This is a genomic window from Bacteroides clarus YIT 12056 (assembly GCF_900129655.1).
In the GTDB taxonomy this organism is placed as follows: Bacteria; Bacteroidota; Bacteroidia; order Bacteroidales; family Bacteroidaceae; genus Bacteroides; species Bacteroides clarus.
In genome coordinates, this window is sequence record NZ_FQWK01000009.1 from 35933 (window position 1) to 52437 (window position 16505).

The 16505-nt window shown below is 44.7% G+C and carries 11 protein-coding genes and 1 pseudogene; 11 read left to right on the forward strand and 1 reads right to left on the reverse strand.

The window, feature by feature from the left end:
- The first annotated feature begins 8 nt into the window (after nucleotides 1–8).
- From BUB52_RS14620 to BUB52_RS14650, 7 genes and pseudogenes are all read left to right on the forward strand, one after another.
- The gene (locus BUB52_RS14620) at nucleotides 9–1697 is read left to right on the forward strand and encodes a carboxylesterase/lipase family protein (RefSeq protein WP_009122333.1); all 1689 of its coding nucleotides are present in this window, start codon (nucleotides 9–11) and stop codon (nucleotides 1695–1697) included.
- A 49-nt stretch (nucleotides 1698–1746) separates the two neighbouring features.
- The gene (locus tag BUB52_RS14625; protein WP_009122332.1) at nucleotides 1747–2916 is read left to right on the forward strand and encodes an esterase; all 1170 of its coding nucleotides are present in this window, start codon (nucleotides 1747–1749) and stop codon (nucleotides 2914–2916) included.
- 44 nt (nucleotides 2917–2960) lie between these two features.
- Nucleotides 2961–4217, forward strand: a pseudogene (locus BUB52_RS15925) (glycoside hydrolase 5 family protein); the annotation flags it as partial.
- Nucleotides 4203–5276: a glycoside hydrolase family 26 protein gene (locus BUB52_RS15930; RefSeq protein ID WP_050792287.1), complete on the forward strand. Its 1074-nt coding sequence runs from the start codon at nucleotides 4203–4205 to the stop codon at nucleotides 5274–5276. The pseudogene BUB52_RS15925 and the gene BUB52_RS15930, both read left to right, overlap by 15 nt.
- Nucleotides 5277–5295: 19 nt before the next feature.
- On the forward strand, nucleotides 5296–6486 hold the full coding sequence (locus BUB52_RS14640) for a glycoside hydrolase family 130 protein (protein WP_009122330.1): 1191 nt from the start codon (nucleotides 5296–5298) through the stop codon (nucleotides 6484–6486).
- A 7-nt stretch (nucleotides 6487–6493) separates the two neighbouring features.
- Nucleotides 6494–7876: an MFS transporter gene (locus tag BUB52_RS14645; protein ID WP_009122329.1), complete on the forward strand. Its 1383-nt coding sequence runs from the start codon at nucleotides 6494–6496 to the stop codon at nucleotides 7874–7876.
- A 13-nt stretch (nucleotides 7877–7889) separates the two neighbouring features.
- The gene (locus BUB52_RS14650; RefSeq protein ID WP_039950895.1) at nucleotides 7890–9080 is read left to right on the forward strand and encodes an AGE family epimerase/isomerase; all 1191 of its coding nucleotides are present in this window, start codon (nucleotides 7890–7892) and stop codon (nucleotides 9078–9080) included.
- A 100-nt stretch (nucleotides 9081–9180) separates the two neighbouring features.
- Here BUB52_RS14650 and BUB52_RS14655 read toward each other — a convergent pair whose 3' ends face one another.
- Entirely contained in the window at nucleotides 9181–10518 is a 1338-nt protein-coding gene (locus BUB52_RS14655; RefSeq protein WP_039950905.1) for an aspartate kinase, read from the reverse strand.
- Between the two features lie 288 nt (nucleotides 10519–10806).
- On the opposite strand from BUB52_RS14655, the gene BUB52_RS14660 reads away from it, so the two are divergent.
- The 4 genes from BUB52_RS14660 to kdpB all read left to right on the forward strand — a co-directional run bounded on the left by BUB52_RS14660 (nucleotide 10807) and on the right by kdpB (nucleotide 16489).
- Nucleotides 10807–12150 carry a sigma-54-dependent transcriptional regulator gene (locus tag BUB52_RS14660; protein ID WP_009122326.1) on the forward strand — a complete coding sequence of 448 codons (1344 nt, stop codon included), beginning with the start codon at nucleotides 10807–10809 and terminating at the stop codon, nucleotides 12148–12150.
- Between the two features lie 464 nt (nucleotides 12151–12614).
- Complete coding sequence (kdpF, locus tag BUB52_RS16010) at nucleotides 12615–12695, forward strand: K(+)-transporting ATPase subunit F (protein ID WP_087426886.1); 81 nt, start codon at nucleotides 12615–12617, stop codon at nucleotides 12693–12695.
- A gap of 12 nt (nucleotides 12696–12707) precedes the next feature.
- Nucleotides 12708–14414 carry a potassium-transporting ATPase subunit KdpA gene (gene kdpA, locus BUB52_RS14670; RefSeq protein WP_009122325.1) on the forward strand — a complete coding sequence of 569 codons (1707 nt, stop codon included), beginning with the start codon at nucleotides 12708–12710 and terminating at the stop codon, nucleotides 14412–14414.
- A 26-nt stretch (nucleotides 14415–14440) separates the two neighbouring features.
- Nucleotides 14441–16489 carry a potassium-transporting ATPase subunit KdpB gene (gene kdpB / locus BUB52_RS14675; protein ID WP_039950904.1) on the forward strand — a complete coding sequence of 683 codons (2049 nt, stop codon included), beginning with the start codon at nucleotides 14441–14443 and terminating at the stop codon, nucleotides 16487–16489.
- The last annotated feature ends 16 nt before the right edge of the window (nucleotides 16490–16505 follow it).

Below are 16505 nucleotides of genomic sequence, written 5' to 3' on the forward strand. Positions count from 1 at the left end.
ACAAAATTATGGGTATCAATAGAAGAAAATTTCTTAAGAGTGTAGGATTGGGTACTATTATGTTAGGTGCCCAACCTCTCACTGCACTGGCTTCGGAAGCATTGGTCTCTGATAGCTCTTCTCAAGATAGAAAAGATATTACAGATGATGGACCTCAAGTTCAGATCGGTGACCATATTGCTATTGCTGATACAGAGTATGGAAAGGTGAAGGGATATATAATGCGTGGTATTTATACTTTCTTAGGAATTCCTTACGCTGCTGATACCTCTGGCAAAAATCGTTTTATGCCTCCTTGTAAGCATAAGCCGTGGACAGGAGTTAGACCTGCTGTTTTTTATGGAAATACAGCGCCTCAAGATGTATATAGTCGTGCATCCACTTCATATGATATGTTCGTTGATCATTGGAACTATGATGAGATCAGTGAAAATTGTCTTTGCTTAAATATATGGACTCAGGGTATTGCTGACGGAAAAAAGCGCCCGGTGGTGGTTTGGTTACATGGGGGAGGCTTTACACGTGGTAACGGTATTGAACAGGATGGATATAATGGGGAGAATATTACTCGATATGGTGATATTGTTTATTGTTCCATTAATCATCGTTTGGGAGTATTCGGATTTACAGATTTATCAGCTTTTGGAGAAAAATATAAAGACTCTGGTAATGCCGGTTTATTGGATATGGTTGCAGCCATACGGTGGATACATGACAATATTGCTAATTTTGGGGGTGATCCTGATAATGTGACGGTAATTGGACAGTCTGGCGGTGGCGCTAAGGTTTGTCTATTAGCAGCTATGCCCGAAATGCGCGGTTTGATTCATAAGGGTGTGGCATTAAGTGGATCGACCATTAGGGCGAATAAGCCTGAATATTCTCGATTGTTGGGCGAGTATATACTCAGGGAAGCGGGGTTGTCTGCCACAGAAGTAGACAAGCTTCAAGATATGCCGTGGAGAGATTATATGGAATTGGCGTATCGTGCTTCTGCCCGTATGGAGCGAGAAGAAGGAGCTTCTGGTATGGTCAGAGGTAATTTCGGTCCGATTGGAGATGGTGTACATCTCCCTCAAGAGAAGTTTTTCCGTTCTTCATCCTCTTTGGATATTCCTATGATTTTTTGCACAACTTTCCATGAATGGGGAGTAAATCGTGCAGACTCTACTCAGGAAATGATTACCGCTGCACAGGCAATAGAACGATTATCAGAACATTATGGCGAGAAAGCAAAAGATATTTATAACGCTTATTCTCGAAATTTTCCTGAAGCAAAACCTATAGAAGTATTAATCTTAGTACACTCCAATCGTTTATCTGTCATTGAAGCAGCAACAGCTAAAAAGCAGCAGAATGCTCCTGTTTATATGGCATGGTTTGGATTTTGCCCTTCATTATTTGATGGAAGGATGCGTGCGTTTCATTGTTTGGATATTAGTTTTTGGTTCTTGAATACGGACTTGATGGTAACTCATTCCGGTGGTGGTAGTCGTCCACGGAAATTGTCCTATAAAATGGCTGATGCGTTATTGAGTTTTGTTCGGACAGGAAATCCGAACTGTTCCTCTTTGCCGAAATGGCCGGAGTTTACGGTAAAGAACGGAGAAACAATGATATTTAATGATGTATGTGAAGTAAAAAATGATCCGGATAGAGAGGGACGTACTGTTTTGATGAATTATTTTAAAAAATAGGTACCTTTTAGAGTGTAGGATTGGTTTTTAGTTATGATTAAAATTTTAAATGATGAAAGTAAAGGTTTTGTCTATTTTAGTGTTGATATTGGCTCTGTGTATGATAACACAAACCACTATGGCTCAACGGCGGGAAAAAGTTTTTAGTACTGAAGGTTGGTGGAAACCGGCTGAACCACCATTTTCGCCGGTCGTCAATGATGATCATAGTATAACTTTTAGAGTAAAGGCGCCGAATGCGAAAAATGTTCTTTTAATCTTTGATGAATGGGATGTATTGTCAACTCCAATGGAGAAAGATAAACATGGAATATGGACTACTACCATTAAACCGGTATCTCCTCGTTTATATCAATATCTCTTTGAAATTGATGGTGTTCGTACTATTGATTTTGCTAATCCTGTAGTGAAAGCCGGAACCTCGGTTTATGGAAGTGTAGTAGAAGTACATGGCAATTCTGTACGTTATGATGAGTTGCAAAATGTGCAGCATGGGGAAATTCATATTTTGAAGTATATATCTACTCCCTTAAAAAGACCACGTGAAATGTATGTATATGTACCTGCTGAATATAGAAAAACATCTACGCGGGATTTTCCTGTTCTTTATTTGCGCCATGGGGGTGGTGATAATGAAAGTAGCTGGGTAAAAGATGGACGTGCGGCTGTAATTTTAGATAATCTGATTGCCGCAGATAAAGCTAGACCAATGTTAGTTGTAATGTCCAATGGGCTTACAGACGGCTCTTGGGCGGGTGGAAGTACTGTTGAAGGAATGAATACATTAGAAGAAGAACTTTTCATAGATATTATTCCTATGATAGAATGCAATTATAGAGTTGCAAAAAATAAGGAGAGTAGGGCAATAGCCGGACTTTCCATGGGTGGTGGTCAGGCGTACGTACTTGGTTTACGAAATTTGGATAAATTTTCTTATATAGGTCAATTTAGCGCAGGCATAATGGGAGATGGCAAGTTCAGTCATGATAAGTATGTTCCCGGAGTGATGGACCATCCGGAGAATATCAATCAGCAACTTCAATTATTATGGATTAGTTGCGGTACTAAAGATCCGCGTTATGAAGGCCATGTTTCCTTTGTTCAGGATCTTAAGAAGTATGGTGTGAATTGTGAGTTCCATGATGCTGCCTATGGACATGAATGGGAATTTTGGAGAGAACAATTGTATGAATTCTCACAAAGGTTATTCAAAAAATAATAGGGCTAATTGATAACCTCTGCTTATAATATAAAAATGCTGTTATGAGAAAAATAATCTTCTTGATATTATTGGCGAGCTGTTTAGTCTCTTGTATTGGTAAAAAAGAACTAGGAGAGACTTTCATTAAGGTAGAGAATGGATACTTTACAAAAAATGGTATACCTTATTACTATATTGGTACTAATTACTGGTATGGTGCAATTTTAGGGTCTACAGGAAGAGGTGGAGACCGTGAGCGTCTTGTACGGGAACTTGATCTGATGAAAGAGAATGGAGTGGACAATTTGCGTATTCTTGTAGGAGCGGATGGCGAAGAGGGAATACCTTTTCGGGTAATGCCAACTTTGCAGAAAGAGGCTGGTATATATAATGATACAATTTTTGAAGGATTAGATTTTCTCTTATCAGAAATGGGAAAAAGGGATATGTATGCAGTTCTCTATCTGAATAATAGCTGGGAATGGAGTGGAGGATATAGTAAATATCTGAATTGGACCGGGCATGGTAAGGAACCTATTCCTGGAATTGATGGTTGGGATGCTTTTAATAAATATGTAGCTCAATATGCAGAATGTGAAGAATGTCATTCTTTGTTTCTTAATCACATCAGAACCGTAGTTAGTAGAACAAACCGCTATACTAATAAAAAATATACTGATGATCCTGCCATTATGGCTTGGCAAGTTGGAAATGAACCACGTGCTTTTAGTAGTGAGGGAAAAACAGCTTTTGCTAAATGGCTGAGCAAAGCTACTCGTCTAATTCGTACACTTGATTCTAATCATTTGATAACAATTGGGAGTGAAGGAAAAATGGGCTGTGAAAATGATATGGCTCTGTTTGAAGAAATCCATCATGATGAAAATGTCGATTATCTTACAATGCATATCTGGCCTAAAAATTGGCGTTGGATAAATGCAGATAGTATTCCGCAAAATGTAAGAAGAGCTATTAGTTTGACTACCCAATATATGGCAGAACATATTATTGTTGCTCGCCAATTGAATAAACCCATTGTGTTGGAAGAGTTTGGCTTGCCTCGTGATAATCATAAGTATCACCGTACAGATCCTACTACAGCTAGAGATAGATATTACAGTGCTGTTTTTGATAAAATATACCAATCGTTGAAACAGCGAGATGTGTTGGCGGGGTGTAATTTTTGGGCATGGGGTGGTACTGGACAACCTCAACATGAATTTTGGCAACCTTGGGATGACTATGTCGGTGACCCGGGACAAGAAGAACAGGGGCTTAATTCTGTCTTTGACACAGATACTGCTATGCGCATAATAAAACGATATAATTCCCTTCTGGATAAGGCCGGAACGAATAATATATCTATCAAAAGTAAGGAAACCAATAACTTATTGGATAATTTGAAGAAAGTATCATTGCGGGGTTTTATGTTTGGGCATCATGATGATACTGTGTATGGCATTGGCTGGGAAGGAGATGAGGGAGAGTCAGATGTAAAAAGAGTATGTGGCGATTATCCGGCTGTTATCAGTTTTGATTTAGGAGAGTTAGAACTGGATAGTACGGTTAATTTGGATAAAGTACCTTTTGATAAAATTAAGAAAGAAATAATTAATCAATATTATCGGGGAGGGATGATATCATTAAGTTGGCATGCCCGTAATCCTATGACAGGTGGAGATGCTTGGGATATAAAAGACAGTACTGTTGTAAAGTCTATTCTGCCTGGTGGTATTAATCATCAAAAGTTCGTAGGATGGCTGGATAAAGTGTCTGCTTTCATCAGCTCACTGCAAACGGCAGATAATGTTAAAGTCCCGATACTTTTCCGTCCATGGCATGAAAATACTGGTAGTTGGTTTTGGTGGGGTGAGCAGTTATGTACTCCCGATGAATATAAAGCTTTATGGGAAATGACAGTGAATCATTTTAGGCTAAATGGTGTTAATAATATACTCTATGCATATTCTCCGGGGACTGAACCTAAAGACACAGCTCAGTATTTGGAACGTTATCCGGGAGATGAGATGGTGGATGTTATAGGCCTTGATACTTACCAATTTAATCGTAATATTTTTCTATCCAAGCTTGATAAGTCACTTGCTATTTTGGATAGTATAGGTAAAACCCATGATAAAGTATATGCTGTAACAGAAATCGGATATGAGGGGATTCCTGATGCAAAATGGTGGACAGGCACATTACTTCCTGCATTAGCCCAATATTCTCTTGCTTATGCGTTGGTATGGCGTAATGCGCGTGAAAGGGTTACACATTTTTATGCTCCTTATCCGGGACAGGTTTCTGCTACGGATTTCGTAGAATTCTATAAGCATCCCAAAACATTATTTGCAGAAGAAGTTAATTTGTATCAATAACAAACTAATATAAAATTAGATGAAAACTTATACACAGAAAATCGCAGAACTCTATCGCTTACATGAAGAGTTGATAACCAGAACCAATATACCCCAAGAAACAAGCAACGGTATATTCACCCGTTATAAATATCCTGTACTGACAGCTGCGCATACCCCTGTCTTTTGGCGATATGATTTGGATGAAAACAGTAATCCTTATCTAATGGAGCGTATTGGTATGAATGCCACAATGAATTCCGGCGCTATCAAATGGAATGATAAATACTTGTTGGTGGTTCGTGTGGAAGGAGCCGACCGTAAATCATTCTTTGCCATAGCCGAAAGTCCGAATGGCATTGACAACTTCCGTTTTTGGGACTATCCGATAACGATGCCCGAAGACATTATTCCGGCAACCAATGTTTATGACATGCGTCTTACTGCCCATGAAGACGGTTGGATATACGGCCTTTTCTGTGCGGAGCGCCATGACGATACGGCCCCTGCGGGAGATTTGTCTTCGGCAACGGCAACGGCAGCTATTGCCCGTACCAAAGATTTGAAGACTTGGGAGCGTCTGCCGGATTTGAAAACCAAAAGCCAGCAACGCAATGTAGTACTTCATCCGGAATTTGTAGATGGTAAATACGCTCTTTATACCCGTCCGCAGGACGGTTTCATCGATACCGGAAGCGGTGGCGGTATTGGTTGGGCATTGGTAGACGATATAACGCATGCAGAAGTAAAAGAAGAAAAGATTATCGACCAACGCTACTATCACACTATTAAAGAAGTGAAGAACGGCGAAGGCCCTCATCCTATCAAAACTCCTAAGGGATGGTTACATTTGGCGCATGGTGTACGCGCTTGTGCCGCCGGATTGCGTTATGTGCTATATATGTACATGACGGCCTTGGACGACCCGACCAGACTGATAGCCGCTCCCGGCGGTTACTTCATGGCTCCCGAGGACGAAGAGCGTATAGGCGATGTAAGCAACGTACTTTTCTCCAACGGCTGGATTGCCGATGATGACGGGACGGTATTTATCTATTATGCTTCTTCCGATACGCGGATGCATGTAGCGACGTCCACCATTGACAAGTTGGTGGATTATTGCATGAATACCCCTGCCGACGGTTTGAACTCCTCTGCTTCGGTAGAGACTTTGAAGAGATTGATAGACAAGAATTTGAAACTATTGAAACAACAGGTTGTTTCTAAATAAACACAGTATGATAAAACTTACAGAGAAAATAGGCTATGGATTTGGGGATATGGCATCATCCATGTTCTGGAAACTGTTTGGCGCCTATCTGATGATATTCTATACGGATGTTTTCGGTTTGCCGGCTGCGGTGGTGGGAACTATGTTCCTGATAACGAGAATATGGGATTCGGCTTTCGACCCTATTGTCGGCGTCGTTGCCGACCGTACACACTCCCGTTGGGGAAAGTTCCGGCCTTATCTCTTGTGGTTGGCTGTCCCGTTCGGCATCATCGGTATTCTGACTTTTGTTACTCCGGACTGGAGCCCGACCGGTAAGTTGATTTATGCCTACGTCACCTATTCGTTGATGATGATGATATACTCTGCCATCAACGTACCTTACGCTTCCCTGCTGGGAGTAATGAGCCCTAATCCTAAAGAACGCAACACACTTTCTACTTATAGAATGACCTTTGCCTACATCGGTAGCTTCATAGCCCTGCTGTTGTTTATGCCGTTGGTGAATTTTTTCAGTGGCAACAGTAAGGAGTTGGCCGATCAGCAGACGGGCTGGACTATGGCAGTCGTTGTTATAGCCATCTTATGCATCGTGTTATTTTTCGGATGCTTTGCCTGGACTAAAGAACGGGTAAAGCCAATCAAAGAAACACAAAACCCGCTGAAAGAAGACTTGAAAGATTTGTTTAAAAACAAGCCTTGGTGGATCTTATTGGGTGCGGGTGTGGCTGCTTTGGTATTCAACTCCATTCGTGATGGCGCTACTGTCTATTACTTTAAGTATTTTGTCGTAGAGGAAGATTATGCGACCGTCTCTTTCTTCGGCATGTCATTCGTGTTGAGCGGACTATACCTCGCTTTGGGGCAGGCTGCCAATATAATAGGCGTAATAGCAGCCGCTCCCGTCAGCAACCGCATCGGCAAGCGTAACACCTATATGTGGGCGATGATTATCGCCACAGTACTTAGCGTTATCTTTTATTGGTTTGATAAGGAAGACCTGATATGGATGTTTGTATTTCAAGCGTTAATCAGCGTTTGCGCGGGTAGTATCTTTCCGTTGCTCTGGTCTATGTATGCCGATTGCGCCGACTATTCGGAACTGAAAACCGGTAACCGTGCCACAGGACTGATATTCTCCTCTTCTTCCATGAGCCAGAAATTCGGTTGGGCTATCGGTACGGCGGTAACCGGCTGGCTGCTCGGATTCTTTGGCTTCCAGGCAAACGCAGTGCAAAGTGAAGAAGCGATTAGCGGTATCAAGATGTTCCTGAGCTTCTTGCCGGCCATAGGTACTATCCTGAGTGTGGTGTTCATCAGCATGTATCCGCTTACAGAAAACAAAATGAAAGATATAACAACAGAACTGGAACACAAAAGACAATTATAAGAAAATGATGTGCATGAATATACTAAGCGGGATGCAGCAAGAGATGCGTACTATACTGGAAGATAATATCCTTTCGTTTTGGGCGGATAAAATGACAGACCCGGTGCATGGCGGTTTCTATGGCCGCATCACCGGAACGGATAAACTGGAACCGCAGGCTGTGAAAGGCGCTGTACTCAATGCCCGCATATTGTGGACGTTCTCATCGGCTTACCGTTTGTTGAAGAAGCCCGGATGCTTGGAAATGGCTACCCGTGCCAAACGTGTCATTATCGACGAATTCTACGACAAGGAACAGGGTGGAATATACTGGTCGCTCGACTATACAGGCCATCCCTCGGATACCAAAAAGCAGATTTATGCTTTAGGTTTTGCTATTTACGGTCTGAGTGAGTATCATCGCGCCACCGGAGACGAAGAAGCATTGGACTATGCCATCCGCCTCTTCAGAAGCATCGAACAATATAGCTTCGACTCCGTAAAGAACGGTTATTGCGAGGCCTTGACCCGCGATTGGCACGAAATCTCCGATATGCGGCTTAGCGACAAGGATGAGAATGAGCGCAAGACCATGAATACCCATTTGCATATTCTGGAACCTTACACAAATCTCTATCGGGTATGGAAAGATGACGGTCTTGAGAAGCAACTCCGCAACTTGATACTACTCTTCACAGATAGAATACTGAACCAGCAAACCGGGCATTTGGAACTCTTTTTTGATGATGATTGGGTGAGCAAATACCGCATAGTATCCTATGGACATGATATTGAGGCTTCCTGGCTGATTCATGAGGCGGCTTTAGTCTTGGGAGATAAAACGCTCTTGGAGAAAGTAGAGCCTCTGGTTGGGTACATCGCGGCGGCTGCCGATGAGGGATTGACATCCGAGGGCAGCATGATTTACGAGACTTTCCCCGACAAGGGGATAACGGACAGGGACTGCCATTGGTGGGTGCAAGCCGAAAATGTGGTAGGCCACATTAATCTCTATCAGCATTTCGATGATGAAGTGGCTCTTCAGAAGGCATTCCGCTGTTGGGAGTATATCAAGAAACATCTGATAGATTATCAAAACGGAGAATGGTATTGGAGCGTTCGTGCCGACGGAACGGTAAACACCGCCGATGATAAGGCGGGTTTCTGGAAATGCCCCTATCATAACGGGCGCATGTGTATGGAGATGCTTGAACGCTTTTCGTAAAAAACAGGTTAGTTGTTTTCAGGTTGAGGCTATATTAGAATGAGGTACTGATGAATATCCATTCTGATATAGCCTCTCCATTATGTATAGGGGCGGGTTTCTATTTGATGATTTTATCTGTTTCCGGCTCAAAGAGCTTATTGCTGAGCGCCTGCAAAGCCTTTTTCTTATCTTCCGTCTTAATGACGAATGCCACGTCGCTGTCATTGCTTCCATACGAAATCATCCGTAACGGAATATCCGCCAGCGCTTCTATAATCTGCGCCTCGACACCGGCATACTGCCAGCGTATGTTTCCCACTACGGATACAATAGACATGCGGTCTTCCGTCAGAATTTTTGCATATTGCTCCAGTTCCGCAAGGATTTTGCATAAGCGTTCGCTATTGTCTATGGCGACGGACACGCCCTGATTGGATGAAACCAACAGACAAAGCGGGGTTCTGTACTTGGCAAACGTATCAAAAATCTTACTGATAAACTGATAAGGGCACAGACTGTGTTTCGATTCGAATTTCACGTAGAAGATATTGTCTTTGGCGGCTATGGCCTTGATGATATTATCGTCCTGCAAATCCGAAATCAATGTCCCCTCTGCCTGAGGATTCATCGAGTTGAGCAATCGTACCGGAATATTGCGTTTGCGTGCCGGAGCGATACAAAACGGGTGCAATATTTTCGCTCCGTAAAAGGCCAGTTGCTCGGCTTCGTTGAAACTGAGATGTTTTACGGAACGGGTTCCCGATACTTCACGCGGGTCATTATTGTGCATTCCGTCAATGTCCGTCCATATCTGTATTTCCTCTGCGCGGATAGCGGCTCCGATGAGTGATGCCGTATAGTCGCTGCCACCCCGTTTCAGATTATCCGTTTCATTATAAGCGTTTTTACAGATGTACCCTTGAGTAATAAAAAGATTGATGCCGGGGTACTGTGCCAATTGCGCTTGCAGTTTTTCCTCTATATACTTCAAGTCCGGTTCCCCTTCCGTTCCGGTACGCATAAAGTCGAAAGCAGAGAGCAAAATATTGGCAATCTTTCGTTCCCGCAGGTAGAAGTGGAGCAGGGCTGTACTGATAAGTTCCCCTTGCGCCAGTACCTCTTTTTCCTCGACCGAGGTAAATTCATCGTTGATAAATTGCCAGAGCCGCTGGAAGCGGTCGAGAATATAATCTATCGCTTCCCGCTTTATGGACTCGTCTGTCAACAGTTCGTTGGCGAAGTCTATGAACTGGAATTCCAGCCGGGTTATTTTCTCGTGTGCCTGTTCTATATCACGGCTGAAGAGGTTGGCTGCGATTTCTTCCAGATGATTGGTGGTACCTGCCGTTGCGGACAGGACTACAATCTTCGGTGCGGACTCTGAAATGAGTTCCGCCACGTGTTTCATTCTCTCTACTGTGCCGACGGAAGTACCGCCGAATTTGTAAACTTTCATTTTTAATTCTTTTTTAGTTATTCTTTTTTCCGTTGCCGGGTGGAGCCACCGTACGCCTTTTCGTTTTAGAAGGCTCATTCCCAAAATGAAAGGGAGAGTTTCTTTTTCTGTTCTCTTGCAATGCCCCCGAGGATGCATTGTAAGGCGATTTACTACTTTTCCGTAGCCTTATGTAGCCCCCCTTCACTTATAAAAGTTCAAAAGACATGCCGTTCGTTTCCCGGAAAACATTTATATTTGCGCATCCCCTGTTTTTACCATTTATCACTTTAAACTTATCCGAGAAATATGAGCAAGATTTTAGTCGTTGACGATGAAGTACAGATTCGTACCCTTCTGTCGCGTATGTTGGAGTTGGAAGGATATGAAGTATGTCAGGCCGGTGATTGCAGGACTGCTTTGAAGCAGTTGGAATTTCAGAGTCCGGATGTGGCCTTGTGCGATGTATTCCTTCCAGACGGTAATGGGGTAGACCTTGTGTCGTCTATCAAGAAAACGGCCCCTAACGTCGAGATAATCCTATTGACGGCGCATGGCAATATCCCGGACGGGGTACAGGCCATTAAGAACGGCGCTTTCGATTATATCACCAAAGGTGATGATAACAATAAGATTATACCGCTTGTCAGCCGCGCCGTGGAAAAGGCGCGCATGAACGTCCGTTTGGAGAAACTGGAAAAGAAAGTAGGGCAGACGTATTCTTTCGATTCTGTTTTGGGTGATTCGAAAGCATTGAAAGATGCCGTTTCACTGGCACGGAAAGTCTCGGGAACGGACGTGCCTGTATTGCTGACGGGCGAAACGGGTACGGGAAAGGAAGTCTTTGCGCAAGCCATACATTATAATAGTAAGCGTGCCGGGCAGAATTTTGTGGCGGTCAACTGCTCTTCTTTCAGTAAAGAGCTGCTGGAAAGCGAGATGTTCGGTCATAAGGCCGGTTCGTTTACAGGCGCATTGAAAGACAAGAAAGGATTGTTTGAAGAGGCCAGCAATGGTACAATCTTTCTGGATGAAATCGGTGAAATGGCATTTGAACTGCAAGCCAAGCTTCTGCGTATTCTCGAAACGGGTGAATATATAAAGATTGGCGATACCAAACCTACCCGCGTGAATGTGCGTATCATTGCCGCAACCAACCGTAATCTGCCGGAAGAGATTGCCGCAGGACGTTTCCGCGAAGATTTATTCTACCGGCTTTCCGTATTCCAAATACATCTGCCGCCGTTACGCGAACGGGCGGGCGATGTGCGTCTTTTGGCAAAAGCCTTTGTGAAGAACTTCTCCGCCCGGTTGGCGCGTCCCGTTACGGATATTACGCCCGCCTTTCTCGAAGCTCTCGAGCAACAACCCTGGAAAGGCAATATCCGTGAACTGCGTAATGTGATAGAGCGCAGTCTGATTGTTAGCGAAGGTGAACGGCTGGACGTGGCCGACTTGCCGCTCGATATACAGAACGCACATTACGAACAATCCGATGAAACCAGTCCCGACAGTTTTGAACTTTCGGCTATGGAGCGTCGTCACATCGCCCGTGTACTGGAATATACGAAAGGTAATAAGACCGAAGCCGCCCGTCTGCTCAAAATCGGACTGACCACCCTCTACCGTAAAATCGAAGAGTACGGAATATAATCTGTTCCTTTCCCATAGCTTACCGAAAGTTCCCCGGCATGGAACAAAGTGTTCCGCAGCGGGAAACAAAGTGTTCCATGCCGTGAAACACTCCGTTTCACACCGGGGAACTCTCGTTCCCAACCCTTGGAACAAATGGTTCCGCCGGATGAACCCCGAATCATGCAGTATTCCTTTTCTATTTTGATAAGCACCCTTTCATTTTGGAAGGGTGTTTTCTTTTTTTGTGAGTCCCTGTTTTGCTTTATTCCTTTAGAAATCAAAATCTTATCTTTTTAGCTTCTCTTTTGGCACGCATTTGGCGATTATGAGGGCGGTAAAACATGAATATTAATTTAACAAAGTAAAAACATGGGAGTAACGATTTCATTTATTTTCTGCCTGTTAAGCGGGTTTCTCGCTTTCTGGCTATTCTGGAAATGTGTGGATTGGTTTGAGAAGATTTAAAGAGGAGAGAAAAGATTATGTACACAGTATTATTTGTATTAGGTGTTGCAGTGTTCGGGTACCTGATGTATGTTCTGGTGAGACCCGAAAAGTTCTAAAAGATTAAAGAAATGAATACGGAAATTTTAGGTGTAGTTTTACAGATTTTCCTGTTGGTGGTGATTTCTTATCCACTGGGAAAGTATATTGCAAAGGTTTATAAAGGAGAGAAGACATGGTCGGACTTTATGAAACCGGTAGAGAGATTGATATTTAAGGCAGTGGGGATTAATCCCGATGAAGAAATGAACTGGAAGCAGTTCCTCAAGGCATTGTTGATATTGAATGCGTTCTGGTTTGTTTGGGGAATGGTGCTGTTGGTCAGTCAAGGGTGGCTGCCGTTGAATCCTGACGGTAATGGCCCGCAAACTCCCGACCAGGCATTCAATACCTGCATCAGCTTTATGGTAAACTGCAACTTGCAGCATTATTCCGGTGAGAGCGGACTGACGTATTTCACTCAGTTGTTCGTCATCACGCTCTTCCAGTTTATTACCGCAGCGACAGGTATGGCGGCTATGGCGGGTATTATGAAGTCCATCAGCCGTAAAACAACGAGTACAATCGGTAACTTCTGGAACTTTCTTGTATTGAGTTGCACGCGTATTCTGTTGCCGCTTTCCCTGATAGTCGGCTTTATCCTTATTACGCAAGGCACTCCGATGGGCTTTGACGGTAAGATGGAAGTGACTACGCTCGAAGGACAAGAACAAATCGTTTCACAAGGTCCTGTGGCGGCCATCGTTCCTATCAAGCAGTTGGGTACGAACGGCGGCGGTTACTTCGGCGTAAATTCCTCCCATCCGTTGGAAAATCCTACCTACTTGTCCAATATCGCCGAGTGCTGGTCTATCCTGATTATACCTATGGCTATGGTTTTTGCGTTGGGCTTCTATACAAAACGCATGAAACTGGCTTATAGTATTTACGGCGTAATGCTCTGCGCTTATCTGGCGGGTGTCGGTATCAATGTCTATCAGGAGATGAACGGTAATCCGCGCATCGATGATATGGGCATCGCACAGGACAATGGAGCGATGGAAGGCAAGGAAATCCGTTTGGGAGCGGGCGCCACTGCATTGTGGAGCATTACGACCACGGTTACTTCCAACGGTTCCGTCAATGGTATGCACGACTCCACGATGCCGTTGTCCGGTATGATGGAGATGCTGAACATGCAGATAAACACTTGGTTCGGCGGTGTCGGAGTAGGGTGGATGAACTATTATACGTTTATTATTATCGCGGTCTTTATCAGCGGACTGATGGTGGGACGTACACCGGAATTCTTAGGAAAGAAGGTGGAAGCCCGGGAGATGAAAATAGCGACAATCGTCGCGTTGCTTCATCCGTTTGTGATATTGGTGGGTACGGCTTTGTCCTGCTATCTCTTTGCGCATCATCCGGGGTTTGTGGAGAGTGAGGGCGGTTGGCTGAATAATCCCGGTTTCCACGGACTGAGCGAGCAGTTCTATGAGTTTACCTCGTGCGCTGCCAACAACGGTTCCGGTTTCGAAGGTTTGGGCGACAACACTTATTTTTGGAACTATGCCTGCGGATGGGTACTTATTCTGAGCCGTTTTCTTCCTATTGTGGGACAGGTCGCCATTGCAGGTCTACTGGCGCAGAAGAGGTTTGTGCCCGAAAGCGCCGGTACGCTGAAAACCGATACGTTTACCTTTGCCGTAATGACTTTTGCCGTAATCTTTATCGTGGCAGCGCTGTCTTTCTTCCCGGCACATGCGTTGAGTACCATTGCCGAACACTTCAGTTTGTAACGAGATAAGAATAATTAGATATGTTTATGAAAGATAAAAAATCAGCTTCTTTGTTTCAGAAGGAGCAAGTAATGGAAAGTTTGAAACAGTCATTCGTGAAGTTGAATCCGCGGGTGATGATAAAGAACCCGATAATGTTCACCGTGGAGCTGGTGACACTGGTGATGCTGGTGGTCTGCATCCTCTCTTTGGGAACATCGGAATATGGGACGTTCGGCTATAACTTCTTGGTGTTTGTGATATTGTTTGTAACTTTATTGTTTGCCAACTTTGCCGAGGCCATTGCCGAAGCCCGTGGCAAGGCACAGGCGGACAGCCTGCGTAAGACGCGTGAGGAAACTCCCGCCAAGGTCTTGGTGGAAGGTAAGTTGCGTACCGTCAGCAGCGCGCGTCTCAAAAAGGGAGATTTCTTTATTTGCGAAGCCGGCGATACGATTCCTGCCGATGGAGAGATTGTGGAAGGGTTGGCTTCTATTGACGAGAGCGCCATTACCGGTGAGTCCGCTCCGGTAATCCGTGAGGCGGGCGGTGATAAAAGCTCCGTCACCGGCGGCACAAAGGTTCTGTCGGATAAGATAAAGGTGTTGGTTACGCAGCAACAGGGCGAGAGTTTCCTCGACAAGATGATTGCGCTGGTAGAGGGCGCCACCCGTAAGAAAACACCGAACGAAATAGCGCTGACTATCTTATTGGCCGGTTTTACGTTAGTGTTCGTAATCGTATGTATTACGTTGATTCCGATGGCGGACTATACCGCTATCGACCATCCGGGTACGTATATCTCCATTGCGGCCATACTCTCATTATTTGTCTGCCTGATACCGACAACCATCGGCGGTCTGCTTTCGGCCATCGGTATTGCCGGTATGGATCGTGCCCTGCGTGCCAATGTGATTACAAAGTCGGGTAAAGCCGTTGAGACTGCCGGTGACATTGATACGTTGCTGCTGGACAAGACCGGTACAATCACTATCGGTAATCGTAAGGCTACCAAGTTCCACCCGGCTCCGGGCATTGATGAAAAGGTGTTTGTGGAGGCCTGCCTGCTGTCCTCGCTCTCCGATGAAACCCCGGAAGGGAAATCCATCATCGAGCTGGGACGTGAGAACGGACATCGTATGCGCGACCTCAACACAGCGGGCGCTCACATGATTAAGTTTACAGCCGAAACCAAATGCTCCGGTGTCGACCTGCAAGACGGTACTCAAATACGTAAAGGCGCGTTCGACGCGATTCGTCGGATTGTGGAAAGTGCGGGGAATAAGTTCCCGAAGGAAGTAGAAGGAGCGATTGCCGCCATTTCGGGCAACGGCGGTACTCCGCTGGTGGTATGTGTCAATAAAGCGGTGTTGGGAGTCATTGAATTGCAGGACATCATCAAGCCGGGTATTCAGGAGCGCTTTGAGCGTCTTCGCAAAATGGGGGTGAAGACGGTGATGGTAACCGGTGACAACCCGTTGACCGCCAAATACATTGCCGAAAAAGCCGGTGTGGATGATTTCATCGCCGAAGCAAAGCCGGAGGATAAAATGGAATATATCAGGAAAGAGCAGCAGGCCGGCAAACTGGTTGCCATGATGGGAGACGGAACCAATGACGCCCCCGCGCTGGCGCAGGCAAATGTGGGTGTCGCCATGAATAGCGGTACGCAGGCTGCAAAGGAAGCCGGTAATATGGTAGACCTTGACAACGACCCGACCAAGCTGATTGAAATTGTAGAGATAGGCAAGCAGTTGCTGATGACACGCGGCACGCTCACCACGTTCTCCATCGCGAATGATGTGGCCAAATACTTTGCCATTATTCCCGCGCTGTTCATGGCGGCCATTCCTCAGTTGGCTCCGTTGAATATCATGGGGTTGCATAGCCCTGAGACGGCCATTCTTTCGGCTATCATCTTTAATGCCGTCATCATCCCCATACTGATACCGTTGGCATTGAAGGGCGTCCGGTACAAACCGATCGGCGCAAGCGCGCTACTTCGCCGCAACTTGCTGATTTATGGTTTGGGCGGTGTCATAGCGCCGTTCATAGGTATCAAGTTAATAGATATGTTTGTCAGTTTGTTTTTTTAATTTAAAATAGAAAGAA